Here is an 18,316-nt window from a genome sequence, read left to right as displayed (position 1 = left end):
TAGAAAGTTCCCGACCATATGGATGAATCACTAGGCTTGAGGACTGAATATATTTCTTGAATTTGGTAAACCTATTTTCGATGAAAGGAGGATACTTACTTATGCGTGATGAAAATAAGGAATATATAAACAATGATGAATTAGACGTCGAATCGACGGTGGATTTAAACGATAGCTTTGGAAATGTAACAATAATTACTGATGGTGAATTTCTAGAAGATGGTGACATCATTGAACTTACTGATAAAGAAGAATACGTAGATGAACCTTAAATTCAATCTCCCGCCTTAACAACTTAACTTTGAACACATTAAATATAGAAAAGCGGTTTTTTGCCATTAAAGTTACTGATTAATTAATGCTAAAAAAATGCTAAGCACGCAGATAAGAATAACTATCCCGGGAAATATTGTTCTGCTCCAACTTCACGATCACCAAAGCAAAATACGGATTAATTGGGGAAATCAATCTGCCATTCTTGTTGTTTATCCGCCTTGATATAAAGATCTCCGTTCTCTATGCAATACGTATCAACCTTAAGACTCGAAGGACCGACCGCTCTAACTAACTTATCACTGCCTGTAAAAACCTCAGAAACCTCTTGAACATTTCTAAAAATGAGAGTAATCACTGAATCGCCTAGCATCGAGACATCAACTTGAAGCTTATAGGGCTTTTTTTCCACGCGAATCTCGACTACATGCCCAAAGATCATCGGAAAATCGATACTGGATCAAATCAGTCACATAGATCATAAAGGTTAGCTGATCGTAGCAGTCTGTTTGATTCCCTACGTAGGAACCAAGCTTATACGTTTTCGACAGATTAAGCGGAATGATACGATCTCCCTTAATGAACACAGGGATGTCTGGGAGGGCTGCTGCACTTTTTCGCGTACAGCTTCCGGTAATCTCAACATTTTCAAACAAGGAAATCCATTTCCCATTTGGAAAATATATCTCTTTCGTAACCTCGCTCTCTCGGGTAACGGGCGCTACAAGCATGCTGTCTCCGAACATGTATTGCTCAGTGAGTTCAGCACAGCTTGGATCTTCGGGAAATGCGGCAAACATCGCCTGCATCATGGGAATTCCTTCTGTGCTGCTAATCACGGCTTGCTCGTAAATATAGGGCAGCAGGTTCATGCGCATATCTGCGAATTTTTTGTACAAGTCAAGCACCAGCGGCATCCCCGTTCTTTCTGCGATGTTCCACGGGGTTCGATCCTGATTGAACTCACCCTTGGACTCGGCATGATACTGCATGATCGGACAAAAGGCCGCCATTTGTGTGGAGCGGATAAACAACTCCGCAGTAGGAATATCGCCGTGGAAACCGCCCAAATCCCAGCCCCAAAAGGGAACCCCTGAATATCCGAATGCTTATATCGGCAGTTATTTTGATTTTGTACGGGAAATATGTGAAGGATGGACTCACATTCAGCAGAGCTACCCATGAACCCTTATCGTTATTGGGTTTATCTGAAATTCAGGGTTTTAAATGATTTATACTACCAATCCAATCACACAAAATAATTAGTATAAAGTGAATGTGTTTGTTTGGGAGTATTATCCATCTAGTGACCTAATTTTACACGTACTTCGGCTGTACCCGCTAATAGCGTATCCAACAATTAGAGCAGAAAATTAAAATGTTATTCACATCCAAATCCAAAGAATTCATGTGAAATATACGTAAGCCGTCACGGAATTATTCCAAGTAAACTAAATAATTAATGGTTTTGAAATGTACAGCTACCTCAAAGTATAAAAGCTAAAACAAGGCCATTGTTGAATCCTTATCTTAAGACCAACTAAACCAGTAAAGAAGGGTGATACACATGAATAATTTCTATTGGTACGTACGCCACTATCTTCCAAGAAGACGATGGATCACCAACCCCACCAAACACTATTGAGACTTTCTCAACCAATTAAGTTTGATTGATAATTCGTGCAGTTATCATGGATTTAGCTATTAAAATATCCTCACTGTGAATCTCGATTTCGATTTTGCAAAAACGTCGGCTTAGTTCGAAGACGCTGGGTATGATCTCAATAATTCTATCCATGTGAACCGGATGCAAGAAAAAATTGGAAGAGCTGTCCAATATCAAATCACCTTTTTTGTTTTCTTTTACCGTACGATTAGCAGCCCGATTCATTAAGGTTGTGAGCACTCCCTCCGAAACCATACCTGCATAATTCGTCATTTGCGGTGAGATGGAACCTCGGAAGTATAAGCTGCCGTCCTTGTTTCGCAATTCCTCAAAACCTGCCCAAATCTGGTCCTCGAAGGTTTCGCCGTTTTGTGGCTGTTTCTGAATGATCTGCATAGCTTTCATTACATCTTTTCGGCTGATGACCCCCATCATTTTTCGGTTGGCATTCACTACCGGAAGTAATTCAATACCTTCCCAAATCATCATATGGCCTGCTGTCGAGACGGAGGCTTTCGCGTTTATGGTAAGGGGATTCCCGGTCATTAACTTATCAATCGTTTGATCCTGCTGCGCACCCATCAAATCTTTGGTTGTAATAATCCCGATTGGTTTATTGTGATCATCGAGAACCGGAAATCGGGTATGCTTCGTATCTTCAATGATCTGCTGCATTTCCCGAACCTTGTTCGTTCCTCTCAAGAAAACAACGGGTGTATCCGTGCGAATGATGTCTTCGACAAGAATGATCTTTTTTTTGATCAAGTGATCATCAATGGCGCGGTTAATCAGTGTAGCTACCGTGTAGGTATCATAGGTGCTGCTGATTATTGGCAGGTTCAGGTCATCTGCCATCCTTCTAACTTCATCTCCAGTACCAAAGCCGCCTGTAATCAAGACTGCGGACCCTTGGCCGAGAGCGCGTAAATGAGCTTTGTTTCGATTCCCCACGATAAGCAAATCACCAGGCTCAATATATCGCAGCATATCTTCCAGTTCCATAGCGCCAATAACAAATTTACTCAGAGTTTTATGGAGTCCGCCAGTACCGCCCAACACTTCTCCATCGACGATATTGACAACCTCCGCGAACGTCAGTTTATCCATGGGGTGAACTTCTTTTTTCTCTACACGTATAGTTCCGGTTCGCCCTTTTGTGCTGACGGTTCCCAAGTTTTCCGCTTCTTTAATGGCCCGGTAAGCGGTTCCTTCACTCACTTCCAGCTCTTGGGCAATTTTCCGAACAGATAAACGCGCCCCTATACTTAACGATTCGATATAACGCAGAATTTGCCCATGTTTGGTCATTTCCGGAGAGCTTTCTATCATGTCCGACACCTCACCCAATCCTGGATACTTATTTGGATAATTATATAATACAGCACAATAAAAATACAGCCACTCTGTATAGAGAGCAGCTGCATTCGAGCTAGTGAATCATTCCTGTAAGCATGAATGAAATAAGGTAAGAAACAAGGGCGATAACGGATAAAGCATCGTCTCTGCACAATTGACGCAAGCAACTCTTTGATGAGTTTCATCTGGCTGACTTTCACAATACATACAATAATCATCCATCCGATGTGAATTAGATCCTTCTTTTGTTAGTGTTATCATCATTTCACCCTCATTGTTTTATTTGGCTTTCTTAGTCTTGCTTCCTCCCATAGGGCTCATACTCTCAATGTTGATCTCAGTACGAAAACTGATCTTCTTCAGTAGAGCCTGCCAATGCTGTTGTTGTAGAGGTACCTCCGGATATCACTTGCGTCACCTCGTCAAAATAACCAGTGCCTACCTCGCGCTGATGGCGTGTAGCTTCATATCCCAACGCCTCACTCGCAAACTCCGCCTGTTGAAACTCAGAATAAGCAGCCATTCCGCGGCTCTTATACTCGTTTGCGAGTACGAACATACTGTGGTTTAAAGCATGGAACCCGGCTAGAGTAACAAATTGAAATTTGTAACCCATTTTGCCTAGCTCATGTTGAAAAGAAGCAATCTCACTTTCACTCAGCTTTTTCTTCCAATTAAATGAGGGCGAACAATTGTAAGCAAGTAATTTCCCCGGATATTGAGTATGAATCGCTTTTGCAAATCTTCTAGCTTCTTCAAGATTAGGTTCAGATGTCTCGCACCACACCATGTCGGCGTATGGAGCGTAAGCAAGACCACGTGCAATAGCTTGTTCCAGTCCTTCCTTTACATAAAAGAATCCTTCTGGCGAGCGTTCACCGGTAACAAATCGATGATCATATTCATCAATATCACTGGTAAGTAACCTTGCTCCATTGGCATCTGTTCTTGCAATCAAAACCGTTTCAACGCCCATCACATCTGCTGCAAGTCTTGCCGAAATCAGGTTTCGGACCGCTTGTTGGGTAGGCAGCAGAACTTTCCCGCCCAAATGGCCGCATTTCTTTTCCGATGAAAGCTGATCCTCGAAATGTACAGCTGCTGCACCGGCTTCAATCATCGATTTCATTAATTCAAACACATTGAGCGGCCCTCCGAATCCCGCTTCCGCATCAGCTATAATCGGCAGAAGAAAATCAATTTGGTCATTGCCTTCCGAATGCTGGATTTGATCAGCACGCTGCAGTGCTTGATTAACCCGTTTTACAACACTAGGAACACTGTTTGATGGATATAAGCTTTGGTCTGGGTACATATGCCCCGATAAGTTTGCATCAGCGGCAACCTGCCATCCACTTAAATAAATTGCCTTTAAACCCGCCTTTGCTTGCTGTACAGCTTGATTGCCAGTCAAAGCACCAAGCGAATTCACATAGTTCTCCGAGTGCAAAAGCTCCCAAAGCTTTTTGGCACCGCATTGAGCCAGCGTTTGTTCCACAAGCAGCGACCCGCGCAGTCGAAGCACATCTTCCGGGGAGTACGTTCTTGTTATACCTTCAAACCGTCCAGAGTTCCAACTTGTTTTCAATTGCTCAATGGATTGTTGTTTGTCACTTTTCATTCTTATTTCCCCTCTCAATGTTCTTAATCATGGATTAACTTCAACTAATATTGTTCCAAAAAGCCGCTTCCGCCGCATCGATGACAGAGATGGATCGGTGTAACCACGTATGGTTTATCCCCCTTTTCCGTTTCCTTTTTGTTAGATGACTCCTCACTCATGAAATTCGTCCAATCCAAGTCGCCATGACCCTTACATGTTGGACAATCCATATCAACACCTCCTCATTAATGACATTCATCTGTATTAGTACAGTTTGTTATTTATTTGTTATTATATATCATAAAACAAAACTGTGCAATACTGTTTAAATAATTTTATCTGTTATATAACATTTAAAGTTCCCTAACATAAAAAATGAGATATTAAACAGAAAAATGGTTGAGCAGATGCTTTCCTGCTCAACCATTTTTCTTGTTTTTGTTGATTGCTGCTTTCTTCGGAGAAGCCCGTATTCACTGACTTCTTCATATTTGATTGCACTTTATATACTGTTGTTAAGGACATTGAAGATGTGTCTCATTTCTATTGCACTAAATGCAATGTTCTCCCCACCACCAGTTTCGAGCATACTCTCACCCTACATATCATCAAAAGGAGCTGTCCCTAAAGTTTTTTCTGTCCTTTGGGATAGCCCAATTGGCTCTAATCTCTTTCAACCAGCATGGCCACCCCTTGACCGCCGCCAATGCAAAGAGCAGCCAAACCCAATTTGCCATCCCGCTTCTCCAACTCATGAAGCAGGGTAACCAAGATACGAGCTCCACTTGCTCCGATTGGATGCCCCAGAGCTATAGCACCACCGTTGACATTCAGCTTCTCCGACGGAATGCCGAGGTCATGCCCGACGGCCAGAGATTGGGCCGCGAAAGCTTCATTCATTTCAAACAGGTCGATATCGCCCAAGGATACACCCGTTTTCTTGAATAGCAAGCGAGCAGCTTCTATGGGTCCGAGACCCATCAAGGATGGTTCAAGTGCGGAACTGGCATATCCGCGGATTCGAGCCAGCGGTTTCAACCCGAGCTCCACCGCCCTCTCTGCGGACATCACCACGAGCGCGGCGGATCCGTCGTTGATGCCTGAGGCATTGCCCGCTGTGACAGTCCCGTCTTGCTTGAAGGCTGGCCGCAGCTTGCCCAGAATTTCCACCGTAGTTCCCACACGCGGGGACTCGTCTTGGGCAATGAGCAGCGGTTCACCTTTACGCTGCGGAATAGAAACCGGCACGATTTCATCGCCGAAACGACCCGAATTCAGCGCCTGCTGCGCTTTATCCTGGCTCCATGCGGCGAATTCGTCCTGCTTCGCACGTGTAATTCCATAGCGTTCCGCCACATTTTCAGCGGTAATGCCCATATGGATGTCGCACATCGCGCACCATAACCCATCGCGAATCATCGAGTCTACCATGGGAGCAACGCCCATACGGAGGCCGGCTCGTGCACCTTGAAGAAGATAGGGCGCTTGGCTCATGTTCTCCATGCCGCCAGCCACGACGATGTCGGCATCCCCCAGCCTTACAGCTTGTGCCGCCAACATGACCGCTTTCAGCCCTGATCCGCAGACTTTGTTAATAGTCATTGCGGGAACAAATTCATTGAAGCCGGCTTTCAGCCAGGCTTGTCTCGCCGGATTTTGGCCTAATCCAGCTTGAAGCACATTGCCCATGATCACTTCATTCACTTGATCGTCTTTAACTTTGGCCCGCTTTAACGCCTCCCGGATGACAATACTGCCGAGCTCGGGTGCGTTGACTCCCGAGAGAGCTCCCATAAAATTACCTACCGCTGTACGTACAGCACTAACAATAACAGCTTCTGTTCTCATGCTTAGCATCCCTCCTTAACCCTTATTTCTGAGCCGGTCAAATGACCAGCCCGCCGTTGACCTCCAGCACCGTCCCGTTCACGTAGTCGGATTCGTCCGAGGCCAAATACAAGTAGGCGTGAGCGATATCCGAAGGCTTGCCCAGCCGGTGCAGCGGCACCTTGTCCAGCAGGTTCTGCAACACCTTTTCCGGCATTTTCGACACCATGCCCGTCTCGATAAAACCGGGAGCCACCGCGTTCACGTTGATGCCTTTATGCCCGAGCTCCTTGGCCCATGACTTCGTCATGCCGATGACACCCGCTTTCGACGCGGCATAGTTCGTCTGCCCGATGTTGCCGTGCACGCCGACGATCGACGAGGTGTTGATGATTTTCCCATTTCCTTTCTGCACCATATGCGGGGCGACAAAACGGGTACAGTAGAATACCCCGTTCAAATTGACGTCGATGACCCGCTGCCACTGCTCGATGGACATTTTGGTCAGCATGCTGTCTTGGGTGATCCCCGCGTTGTTGATCAAAATATCCGGCGTTCCCCACCGTTCCAGGACGGTGGCGACCATCCGCTCGACGCTCTCGGCGCTCGATACGTCGACTTTGACGGACATCGCGCTTTCCTCGGAGATGGCCCGCAGCTCCTCGGCCGTTTTCCGGCCAGCCGTTTCGTCGTAGTCGGCGACGCACACCTTGGCACCCTCCTTGACGAACAAAGCAGCCGTTTCACGTCCGATCCCGTTGCCTCCGCCTGTAATTATCGCAACTTTACCCTGCAGTCTCATTTCCGCTCCCCCTTAAAGCTTTCCGTAGGAAAGCTAGATACTGTCGTATCCTGTACTGCTTCTTCAAACGAGGCCATTACTCTTTTCATACCAGTCGTGTCTCCTCTTTGTATGTTAAGTGACAGTGAAGCTCACAGAATCATCTTCTGTGAGCTTCTCCTTCCTCCTCTTGGTCATTTAATCTTCCATCGTAGATAAATCACCTGTGGGTAAGCCAAGTTCCCAAGCTTTTAACACACGGCGCATAATTTTTCCAGAGCGTGTCTTTGGCAGCTTATCTTTAATTTCTATTTCTCTTGGTGCGGCATGCGCTGCTAATCCTTCTTTTACAAACCTGCGTATCTCTTCTAATAGTTCATCTGTTACTACGTAACCTTCTCTTAAAGAAATAAAGGCTTTGATAATTTCTCCTCTAATAGAGTCCGGCTTCCCTATAACCCCAGCTTCTGCCACAGCTGGATGTTCTATTAATTTACTTTCGACCTCGAAAGGACCTACCCGTTCACCAGCTGTCATAATGATATCATCAATACGACCTTGGAACCAAAAATATCCATCCTCATCTTTATAGGCAGAATCACCAGAAATATACCAAGGTTTGAGTTTAAAATATTCCTCGTACTTTTGAGGGTTATTCCAAATTGTACTCATCATGGATGGCCAACCTGCTTTAATGGCTAAGCTTCCCATATGGTTAGGCGGCAATTCATTTCCTTCATCATCCAGAATCGCAATTACAATACCTGGAACAGGTTTCCCCATAGACCCTGGTCTAATTTCCATAGTAGGGAAGTTACAGATGATTTGTGCTCCGGTTTCCGTCATCCACCAAGTATCATGAATTCGTTTATTCAATACCCTCCATCCCCAATAAACTACTTCAGGATTTAAAGGTTCCCCTACACTAAGAATATGACGTAAAGTGGACAGGTCATATTTCTGAACCAGTTCATCCCCCGCACCCATTAACATTCGGAATGCAGTTGGGGCACTGTACCATACGGTTACATTATATTTTTCAATAGTAGAATACCAATCTTCCGGACTAAAGCGCCCCCCGCGAATGACAGTGGATACACCATGGAGCCAAGGTCCAAAGATACCCATAGCGGTACCTGTAAGCCACCCTGGATCTGCCGTACACCAATAAATGTCTTCCTCTTGTAAATCTAATACCCATTTCGCAGCTTGATATTGTTGGATCATAGCATTGTGAACATGTAGAACTCCCTTTGGCTTTCCAGTGGATCCGGAGGTATAATTTAAAATCAGTCCATCTGAAAAATCCACCCATTCAATCTCTAGCTTATCGCTTGATTTACTCATCAAATCAGTATAGCGAACTTGACCATCCTGAATTTCTTTTGTATCTCCAACCAGAATGATGTGCTTTAAAGCTGGTAAATCGGCAACCGGAATCCTTTTCAATAATTCGGGTGTAGTAACAATGGCAATCGCACCACTATCCTCTAAACGGTCACGAACAGCACCTTCCATGAAGGCCTCAAATAAAGGACCTACTATTGCACCAATTTTAATGATACCCATGATTGATACATATAATTCCGGACTGCGTGGCATAAAAATGAATACTCTGTCACCCTTACCAATACCCAAATCTCTTAAACCATTACCAAATCTATTTGAAAGCTTTTTCATTTCCAAAAACGTAAATTTCTCATCACGATTGGCATCACTATAATACAACGCAACTTTGTTTTTATGAGCTGACTCACAATGTCGGTCAACAACCTCGTATGCCAAGTTGACTTTTCCGGTTTCATACCAAGTGAAGTTCTTTTCCACTTCACTCCAATCAAAATTTTGATATGTCTCCTCGTAATTCACCAAATTGTGTTTTCCGCCGGAAATAGCATCAATTATTTTTGTTTTCATCTGAATTTCCCCTTCAACTTAAATGGATATAGTGACTTTTCATACAGCCGTCCAACAACAGGACACATGGGTTCCCAGTAAAAGTAATCATCTTCACCCATACACGAAACCGCTTCCATTATTACAATCATTGCTTCTTTCTTGCAAAAGGAACGACAGGATGTCAGAAACATAGTTCAGGACCGCTTCATTAATTCCGAAGTTCACTGGGGGAAATAGGAAGGACGATCATCCTAAAAAATAGATTATTTTCCTTGATAGACAGGCTTGCGCTTTTCCAGGAATGCAGTCATGCCTTCTTTTTGGTCTTCAGTCGAAAAAAGCATTCCAAACATTTCCGTTTCTAAGGACAAAGAGCGTTCAAGATCAAGGTCAAAACCCTCATTCACCGCTTTCTTGCTGAATTGAACTCCAAGTGGCGATTTAGCCGCAATGTTTCCGGCGATTTCTTTCGCCTTTGTTAATAACTCGGATGGTTCCACTACATGATTAATCAGGCCGATTTCACGGGCACGATCGGCTGTGATCATATCGCCTGTAAACAACAATTCTTTAGCGATGCCCAGGCCGACAAGCCGAGGCAACCGCTGGGAGCCGCCGAAGCCCGGCATAATTCCCAATATGACTTCAGGTTGGCCGAGCTTTGCCCGCGTGCTGGCAATCCGGATGTCGCATGCTAAAGCCAACTCACATCCGCCTCCAAGCGCAAATCCGTTAATAGCGGCAATGACCGGCTGTGGCAAATTTTCCAGCTTGGATAACACCCAGTTGCCAAACTGGGAAAATTTCCGACCTTCCATAGCATTTTTGCTTCTCATTTCAGCGATATCCGCTCCAGCTACAAATGCCTTTTCGCCTGCACCGGTCAGGATAACCGCACGGATCGATGCATCCGCACCGATATGATCCGTAACGTCGGACAGCTCTTTTAACATCTCAGAATTGAGTGCGTTCAAATACTTCGGCCGATTGAAGGTAATGATCGCTATTTGGTCTTCAACGGTATAAATGAGATGTTTAAATTTGTCCATAGAATCCTCCTTTAGTTGTATGTAAGAAACTGCCCCACTTTTACGCCCAGCCAGCCGGCTTTCAAACAAACTTTCATCGTAAGTCCCTTTGGGAGAGGAACCACCCAATTGGTTGGAACACGGACATATTGGCTAAATCCACCATAATGAGAAACTCCGAGCCCATAACTCGTTACGACTACCTCGTCCCCTTCACGGAAACGGGTATCATCCGATGAGACAACTGTTCCTGCCAAATCAATACCTGGCACAAAAGGATAGGACTTCACAATACGACCATTTGGAATAGATACTAGTCCATCTTTGTAATTCACACTCGAATAGGCCACTCGTATAGTTACATCACCTTACAGAAATCATGGAACGATAATTCTTTGATATCTACTGAAAAGTATTCCTCTTTATTAACGACTAGTGCACGAAATGGTTCCATTGTAAACACCATCCCACTCCATTGATTATACCAGTTTTATTCTGTCCGGTCAAAATATTTTGATCGGACAGAATAAAACCTGGTGGGGATATAATTTCTATTGGTTTATTTTGTCCAATCAATTTTTTTCTTGTATAATAAACCCAATATAATTGTTGGAGGTCTTTTATGAGTGAATTAGCAGCCAAACGACGAAATCAGATACTTCGGGCGGCTTTGCAAGCTGTTTCAGATAAAGGTTTTGATTCCGTCACATTACAGGACATTGCTGATTATGCGGAAGTCAGTAAGGGAGTTACAAGTTATTATTTTAATAATAAAGAAGATGTACTTTGTCACTTGCTTGAATGGGTTACAGAACGAATATACCAGCATGAATATGCGGCCATTCAAATGCAGACTACTGCCTTACAAAAATTAAAAGCCTGTGTCAATGCAGCATTTACTACCCCCGATGAGAACAAACGATTTTATCGGGTCTATCTAGAATTCCTTGCAAAAGCGAGCCGAAATCCCCGATACCGACAGATTAATGATCATTTTTATGAAAACTGTTGGTCTTTGGGGACAGAGATTGTGTCTGTTGGGAAAAGCGAAGGTATTTTTTCTGAGGTTGACATTAATAAAGCGGCTATTACCATTCGGGCTCTCATCGATGGATGCCTTATCCAGTGGTTAATGAGAGACAAAGATGAGCTTCATGAGTATTATCGGGATACTTGTTATGATACACTTGTGAACTATTTAACAAATAAACACGAAAATGATTTATAGATTTTATGGTTCTGGTGCAAGTAATGAATAAGTCCAGACTAGCTGTTGAGTCAAAATTTTTTTTACGATTAAACCGAACAACTGATTGATGAGTTGATCAACAAAAGGGGGCGACGAATATTTAAATTCGACCTGCCCCTTTTTGATCATATGGATCGTTTCAATTCCTTGTATCGTTTGCTCTGCCGTTCGAAATGATTTGAATCCAAGCATCGGATGCGGTCGGAGGGATTTGAACCCTCACGCCTTGTGAGCGCCACCCCCTCAAGATAGTGTGTATCAATTTCCTCTTTAAACTACCGTTTCGCCTTATAAAACTCATGATAAAGCTTCATCAGCGCCCGCTTCTCAATACGGGTACAGCCGAAGTACGTGTAAAAATAGGCCACTAGATGGTTAATAATTCCAAACAAACATAATTGACTTAATTTAATGTCTTCTGTGTGATTGAATCGATAGTTAAAATCATTCGACGGCCATTTTTTCGGATAAACCCAATAGCGACAAGTGTGCTTGGGTTCATCCGAATCACACTTAATAGCATTTTGTGTGATTCGGATGGTCGTGTCACATGATAATATTGACAATTGGAAACAACATCCAGCCTATGAGCTATTTTTACACGTATGTCGGCTGTACCCCGTTAGCGGAATGATCGTTACATTAGCACGTGGTACCGTCCTTATCTCCATGCTATCCTTAACGCAATAACGGCAGCCCCTTCGCTATATCCTTTTTTCAAGTTCCTTTATTTTATCTTCAAGTATTCTGATTCTATTATTCATCCTGTAGAAAACCGGTACATATGCAATTACAATCATAATAATAAACCACCAATACATGACCACCATCTCCTCACCTTTGAACCTGATGTTAAGTTAGACGGTTCTTTATAAAATATGTTTCCGATCAATGGACATATGATACGCGATTTTTATGAAGAAGCAAAAGGAGCTGCCGCGCAGCTCTGTCATTTGTTTGCATAGAATCCTTTATTCAGCTATCGTTTCCGTTAGCTGAGCGATTCCTGAAGTATAAAAGGGTTACAATCGGCATAACCCGAAATTATAACCCCTCTTGGTATTTCCGGATGAGAGAGGTTCATTCATACCCGGATGAAGCTATGCATGAGTTAATCTATATACAAAAAAACAGTATGGTATTAATTGTATCAATAATGCAAAACAAACAGACGATGGTCGGATTCATCAGTTGAACTGATTTTCGTAAGGAGCATTATTCTTGAATAATTGCATCTCTGTTGTTACCAAAGAACATCTGCTCCCATAGTCCTTCCTGCTCATAAACCTCTTGGTTTCCATTGTCGTTGACTATCAAAGTGACTGTCCCAACACAACGAACATACGTTGGATTTATACTCATAACTTTTGCTGCTATCCGCTGGGGTAAGGAAAGTTTCATTGCACTTAACAAGGAAACCGCGAGTAAATCGCCTCTTCGATTATACTCGATTTGATAAGAACCATTACTACCCGAGGTTTGGGTAAACCTCAACTTGTTATCAATGAATTTTTTTGTAACAGGATGATACAAAGTATCAATTCGTTCTATCTTTGTGTTCTCTTCATGATCTTCCAGGATTTTACCGTTCTTTGCGATCATGATAACAGGTAGGCGTGTATAATCATATTTTTTTTCCGCAATGATATCGCACGATATAACAGTATATGGTCCAATATTTACACGGCACCAGTACCAGTGGTTCATTAACCGGTTCATTTCTGCATTGCCCCAATTATGATCGTGATATCCGCTACCGATTAATTCACGCCGTTCTCCATCCATGGTAAGCACTGCCTCTAGGTCAGCAGAAGGCTGGGCAACGAACCAAGCAAAGAAGTCCTTTTGTTCCTTCCCAAAGAGCCAGTGTCCTGTTTTGGGCCGCCACATGGGAACGGTAGATTTCATTGTACAACGATAATCAATGGAATCGTCTACAAAATGTATCAAGTAATTGCCTTCTGAATATTTGATGCTACTTCTATCAATTTTTACATCACATTTTTCTTTGGAAGCGCGGATTGTGCTGCCTTTCTCTTCCGATATTAGTTTTGTAACGCTCCTTCCATCCGGAAACGTCAGATCAAACCGGATAGTTGGGCAAGCCTCGCCCTTTACGTCGAACTGATACTTTGTGTAGAAAATTACTACGATTTTGTTACCGTCTGTATACTCGGCGTCAAAATACCACCATTCGTAAGTCCCCTCTCGACCATGTGTTCTCATTCCATCTTCCCATATGGCCGGTTCATTAGTGATGCCTAATCTTTTGTAATCTTCCTTATTATTAGCGATAATCACACTATTGTTCATCTTAATGTCCTCCTCTTGCTCTAAGTGTCACACTTGTTTATGGATATCAGGCAGTCAATTAGTGTGACAGAGGTTACACATTCGAGGTAATTTATGACATGTCTACTCGTGTTAATCCTATTGAGGAACGTTCGAAGAAATGGTTATGCAACGCAATGCTTGAACTCTTACAGGACAAGCCATATAACAATATCACCATTATAGAGCTATGTAATAAAGCCGGACTTGTTAGGAAAACCTTTTATCGTCACTTTATATCCAAAGCATCGGTAATCATAGCTGTCATTGATTTAATGTTTGTTGAGTTTAATGAATATATTCATGATCAAAACATTGGGCCTCTTCAAATGCCTCTGGCCTATTTCACATATTGGGAGCAACATAAGTTTTTCCTGGACATTTTGATCGAAAATCAATTATTTTCGCTTCTAAATGACCAGTACGTTCTTTACCTGGAGGCGATGGACCATATCATAGGAAGCAAGATAATGGATCTAAGCGAATTGGAAAGGGATTACATGCGAACGATGGTGGCTGGGGGATTATGGAGTATGTTGAAAAAGTGGGTTGTTCGTGGTTGTACTGAATCTCCAGAAGAAATGGCCCAAATGACACTTATTTTTTTACTATAAAATAAAAGTTGTTTATAACACGTTGCCAAATAGGACTATGGGGTTGTTGTCACTTTATTACTTTGAGAGTATCCAAAAAGGACCACCTGCAGCAGCATTTTGGCGCGAAATTCAGTTCGAAGACTAGAAAACTTAGGTTATAACTTTAGCATTTCAGAAGTCTCCTGATCTACGGATCATCAATATCCTAGGCGCTGCACCTTTCTTTTTAAAAAATGAATGAGCCGCGTCTTCTTCAGTATTGTCTTTTTACCGAGTAACCGAAGTTAATTTTCATGGTAGCTGAGCGAAGGGCTACCATAAGAAGCAACACTTTTGTATTTAACATGATCTTGTCGGGAAAGAGAGCGGCTTGTAATGGGATAATGTTCTTGTCATCCCACACCAGGCGTCGGACGACAAGAACTTGTTCCGATTGCCGCGGATCCAGTGTTCCACCCAAAAGTAACCGATCGCGCTTAATTACGATCGGTTGCTTGTTACGCTATCGTTCTCCGTTCAGAAGGATACCGATGATGCCAGAAATTTTATATTTGGTGTACAGTAAACCAAAGTTTCCGCATTGGAGTATTTTATACTTTAGGATGTTGCTCTGGCTAGCTGAAGCAGATCTTGTAGGAGTCACTTCACGAAACGGAAAAAATCGTACATTAAAGTAATTGTCATAACCTCAAAAAAACCGGACTCTTCATTTTACAAAGGAGTCCGGTTGTCTCGTATTTATTAATTAGAACTCATTCACCTAACATATCCGTTTAGCTTAATAATCTTTTTCAATATGAACAATGTTTATTTTAGTCCAAATAGCTTTCCAGTTTTTCTTAACTATTCTTTCTTCATAAATTTCAGCTTTCTCCTTCGTTTCACAAAAAAATGGTGTGGGTTTTACCTTCAAATTTATCACATCATGTACTCCGCATGGTGCAGTTAAATCTACTTTGTTATTTTCGTCGAGTTTTAGCCCCAAGGCTGTTACGGTCTCTGGAAACTTTGAAATAGCATCTACTGCTGAAGAGTACGGCGGGATTTCATTGACTATGTGCATTCTCGCCTCATTTTTGACTGACCAAGGAAGGTTAGGGATAATGTTTCTCAATTTCACTTCTAATTTTTTTTCTTCTATCTCATCAATATTGGAATTGTCAAAATAAACAACGTCAATATCTGGAAGAGGTGTTCTTACCGTTACTCCATGAAGAACATCCCAAATTTTTGAACGAACAAATCCTGCACACACCCACCAATCAGGTAAATCTAAGGACTTTGCAGCCTTTAATATGTTCATCATCCATTCATCTTCTTGAACTACCCGAATTATGTCATCTTCATTTTTTAATTTCATATCTCCCACCCCGATTATAGAATGTATGTTCCCAGTATGTCAAAATATATAAATTTAGTAAGCCATATCTTTTTCGCATTACTGCCCGTCCCTCGGTTTTAAGGGATTTTCTCACGTATGCTCACTCATTCGCAGGATTTCGTCGCCTTGGAAAACAGTTGTCGTTCGGAAAGCAAGCTTATTAGACACCATTGTTTCGGTTTTGGGCATGCGGGAACAGAAGAAGCGTGTGGAACATTTCTCCAAGTGATATTCTTCTGCACGCATCCTCCACAATTTCCTTGGCGGTTCACCATCCCATGGCTCAACGGGTCATTGCCCTTACATTCCTTCGTTACACCTGACCAAGGCGTGGAGACCGATAACGTTTAGCTGACGGGTCTGAGCCCTTATCGGGCAGTAACTCGGTCCTCCGTGCTTTCTTTGTAAAATCCTGCGAATGAGTCAATTTACGTGATCGTTTATTCAGTCTTAAGCAGCTTGAGTGCAAGTAGGGGCCGCTTTTTCAGGAGAAAAAGTTTCTCCCCGCCCAACAATGCCAATGATGATTCGTGCCAGTTTTCCAAGCAGTTTAAATACCGACTGTTGCTTCTTCATTTTCTTGACTTGAACATTATGCTCATGCAGCTGTCGGAACACAGCATGATTTCCAACGAGTTGGAGCGTGGCCAGATACAGATATTTCCGCAGTGTAGCATCGCCCCTTTTTGAGAGCATGATTTGACCCTTATATTTTCCTGACATTTTTTCAGCCAGGTTTAAGCCTGCTTTACGCAATAACTGACGTCCATGGGCATACTGTGTTAGGTCGCCAGCACCTGATAGAATGGCTGCAATGCAGATAGTGCCTAGGCCGATGGATCGAAGATGATCGGCCATAGGAATTTCACTGAGCAACACTTCTATATCCTGTTCAATTCTATCTAGCATTTCAACAATCCGTTCGAACTCTTGTAATAGCCGCTCTAAATCCTGCTTCGCTTCATCGAGGGCAGTCGTTTCGCCTACACTTCGCTTAGCTTGAGCGATGAGCTGCGCAGCCTTCTGCATGCCAGTGGAGCCACCGGCTCGCTTCATATGCTTTTTCCATCCTGTGATCACCTCGGAGACGGACAGAGATTCTATATCCCGCGGAGAAGGGAATTCTTTAAGCGTAGTCAAGGAACGTTTGTAGGTCCAGTTTTTAAACACCGAGAAATACTCGGGGAACCGAATGTCTAACCAGCGGATGATCCGGTTCTGCAGCCGTACACTATTCGTCACCCAAAATTCCCGGTCACTCATAATTGTGCGCAACCTTTGAAAGACAGTAGCCTGTCGCGAGTATTCATAGTAGTAGCCTCGGCTGACCACATCTGCGATGACAAGCGCATCTTTCGGATCACTTTTGGAGGGAGAATTATCGCGGTTCTCCTTGTTTCGTTTGGTGGTGGCCGGATTCACCATGACAACGTGCTTGCCCTTGTCGGCAAGCCAATTAGCCAGATTAAACCCGTAGTGTCCGGTCGGCTCCATGCCGATGATGAGTCCCTTTAATCGATGTTTCTGTTGTAATCCATCCATCCATCGATCTAATTTTTCGAAACCCTCACGTGTATTTGGGAATGTAAGATGTCGCTTAGTAAGTACGATGCCACGAAAATTAGTCGCTTGTGCTACATGAGTTTCCTTTGCAATGTCGATACCTACAACAAGGTGAGATGTGGAGATTCGTTCAATGCGTTGATTTTGTCCGTCTGATTGCTTAAACTTCATAGTAAGAGCGCCTCCTTTGATGGGGTTGGGTTATGAACCCGTGTACAAACCCATCATACCGAGGTGCTCCTTTTTTGACAAAGGTCATTTCTTAGCCCTTACAGGAATGTTTAGCACAACTGTTCTACCGATTGTGTTACCGGCAGCCTGCTTTCTTCTTTGTTCATATGATTGGAGGTGTTATTCAACCCCCATTTTACCAAAGCCTTCACCAAATTTTATTGAGTGAAGGGTTCCGCCAGTCGCCCAGTTCTCCCGTTCGTACTCATCAAAGACTACTGTAACCCATTCTTCTTTAACGTTTAAAATTTGAGCCGCCGTTTGTGTTATAGCTTCAACAAACTGCTGTTTTTGCTCTACAGTTCGCCCTTTTGCAATTTTCACATTGATAATTGGCATACAAATATCGCTCCCTTTACACGGTTTTGAATTGATTGATAGTGAGTTTATCACATTCAATACGTCAATGCCTATCACTAACGATTAAAGAAGTGGATTGAACGGTTTAATGGTGTAGCAACTAAATACCTTATGAAGTATTCATGATATTTCAACTTAATTAGGTAGCAAAAGACGACATTATCACTTGTTT

General features: G+C 43.0%; 15 protein-coding genes and 1 pseudogene. 3 read left to right on the top strand and 13 right to left on the bottom strand.

Annotated features, from left to right (window positions below):
• Nucleotides 1–101 precede the first annotated feature (101 nt).
• Nucleotides 102–272, top strand: coding sequence for a hypothetical protein (locus BLV33_RS29560; protein WP_171909303.1), 171 nt, complete (start codon nucleotides 102–104; stop codon nucleotides 270–272).
• 393 nt (nucleotides 273–665) lie between these two features.
• Here BLV33_RS29560 and BLV33_RS25525 read toward each other — a convergent pair.
• The 9 genes and pseudogenes from BLV33_RS25525 to BLV33_RS25490 all read right to left on the bottom strand — a co-directional run.
• Nucleotides 666–1,367, bottom strand: a pseudogene (locus tag BLV33_RS25525) (TIM-barrel domain-containing protein); the annotation flags it as partial.
• A gap of 566 nt (nucleotides 1,368–1,933) precedes the next feature.
• Complete coding sequence (locus tag BLV33_RS25520) at nucleotides 1,934–3,268, bottom strand: DRTGG domain-containing protein (protein WP_090798189.1); 1,335 nt, start codon at nucleotides 3,266–3,268, stop codon at nucleotides 1,934–1,936.
• Between the two features lie 364 nt (nucleotides 3,269–3,632).
• Nucleotides 3,633–4,916, bottom strand: a complete 1,284-nt coding sequence (gene aceA, locus BLV33_RS25515; RefSeq protein WP_090798185.1) for an isocitrate lyase — start codon at nucleotides 4,914–4,916, stop codon at nucleotides 3,633–3,635.
• 44 nt (nucleotides 4,917–4,960) lie between these two features.
• Nucleotides 4,961–5,128, bottom strand: coding sequence for a hypothetical protein (locus tag BLV33_RS29555; protein ID WP_171909302.1), 168 nt, complete (start codon nucleotides 5,126–5,128; stop codon nucleotides 4,961–4,963).
• 433 nt (nucleotides 5,129–5,561) lie between these two features.
• Nucleotides 5,562–6,746 carry an acetyl-CoA C-acetyltransferase gene (locus BLV33_RS25510; protein ID WP_090798184.1) on the bottom strand — a complete coding sequence of 395 codons (1,185 nt, stop codon included), beginning with the start codon at nucleotides 6,744–6,746 and terminating at the stop codon, nucleotides 5,562–5,564.
• Nucleotides 6,747–6,783: 37 nt separating this feature from the next.
• Nucleotides 6,784–7,527: a 3-oxoacyl-ACP reductase FabG gene (gene fabG / locus BLV33_RS25505; protein ID WP_090798183.1), complete on the bottom strand. Its 744-nt coding sequence runs from the start codon at nucleotides 7,525–7,527 to the stop codon at nucleotides 6,784–6,786.
• Nucleotides 7,528–7,704: 177 nt separating this feature from the next.
• Nucleotides 7,705–9,423 (bottom strand): acetate--CoA ligase, encoded by a 1,719-nt coding sequence (acsA, locus tag BLV33_RS25500; protein WP_090798181.1) that lies wholly within the window; start codon nucleotides 9,421–9,423, stop codon nucleotides 7,705–7,707.
• 245 nt (nucleotides 9,424–9,668) lie between these two features.
• Entirely contained in the window at nucleotides 9,669–10,454 is a 786-nt protein-coding gene (locus BLV33_RS25495) for an enoyl-CoA hydratase-related protein (RefSeq protein ID WP_090798179.1), read from the bottom strand.
• 11 nt (nucleotides 10,455–10,465) lie between these two features.
• The gene (locus BLV33_RS25490; RefSeq protein WP_139305826.1) at nucleotides 10,466–10,768 is read right to left on the bottom strand and encodes an alcohol dehydrogenase catalytic domain-containing protein; all 303 of its coding nucleotides are present in this window, start codon (nucleotides 10,766–10,768) and stop codon (nucleotides 10,466–10,468) included.
• Between the two features lie 287 nt (nucleotides 10,769–11,055).
• Here BLV33_RS25490 and BLV33_RS25485 point away from each other — a divergent pair, with 287 nt between their 5' ends.
• Nucleotides 11,056–11,661, top strand: a complete 606-nt coding sequence (locus BLV33_RS25485; RefSeq protein WP_090798177.1) for a TetR/AcrR family transcriptional regulator — start codon at nucleotides 11,056–11,058, stop codon at nucleotides 11,659–11,661.
• Nucleotides 11,662–12,897: 1,236 nt separating this feature from the next.
• Here the strand turns inward: BLV33_RS25485 and BLV33_RS25475 are convergent.
• Nucleotides 12,898–13,995, bottom strand: coding sequence for a hypothetical protein (locus BLV33_RS25475; RefSeq protein ID WP_090798173.1), 1,098 nt, complete (start codon nucleotides 13,993–13,995; stop codon nucleotides 12,898–12,900).
• Between the two features lie 98 nt (nucleotides 13,996–14,093).
• Here BLV33_RS25475 and BLV33_RS25470 point away from each other — a divergent pair, with 98 nt between their 5' ends.
• Nucleotides 14,094–14,627 (top strand): TetR/AcrR family transcriptional regulator, encoded by a 534-nt coding sequence (locus BLV33_RS25470; RefSeq protein WP_090798171.1) that lies wholly within the window; start codon nucleotides 14,094–14,096, stop codon nucleotides 14,625–14,627.
• A 760-nt stretch (nucleotides 14,628–15,387) separates the two neighbouring features.
• Here the strand turns inward: BLV33_RS25470 and BLV33_RS25465 are convergent.
• The 3 genes from BLV33_RS25465 to BLV33_RS25455 form a co-directional block, all read right to left on the bottom strand.
• The gene (locus tag BLV33_RS25465; RefSeq protein WP_090798169.1) at nucleotides 15,388–15,969 is read right to left on the bottom strand and encodes a nucleotidyltransferase family protein; all 582 of its coding nucleotides are present in this window, start codon (nucleotides 15,967–15,969) and stop codon (nucleotides 15,388–15,390) included.
• A 471-nt stretch (nucleotides 15,970–16,440) separates the two neighbouring features.
• On the bottom strand, nucleotides 16,441–17,724 hold the full coding sequence (locus BLV33_RS25460; protein ID WP_090795324.1) for an IS110 family RNA-guided transposase: 1,284 nt from the start codon (nucleotides 17,722–17,724) through the stop codon (nucleotides 16,441–16,443).
• A gap of 180 nt (nucleotides 17,725–17,904) precedes the next feature.
• On the bottom strand, nucleotides 17,905–18,123 hold the full coding sequence (locus tag BLV33_RS25455) for a tautomerase family protein (RefSeq protein ID WP_090798167.1): 219 nt from the start codon (nucleotides 18,121–18,123) through the stop codon (nucleotides 17,905–17,907).
• Nucleotides 18,124–18,316: the final 193 nt, after the last annotated feature.

This window comes from Paenibacillus sp. GP183 (genome assembly GCF_900104695.1).
Classification (GTDB): domain Bacteria; phylum Bacillota; class Bacilli; order Paenibacillales; family NBRC-103111; genus Paenibacillus_AI.
The sequence above is the reverse complement of the archived record's forward strand: the minus strand, read 5'-3'. Positions and strand labels throughout refer to the sequence as shown.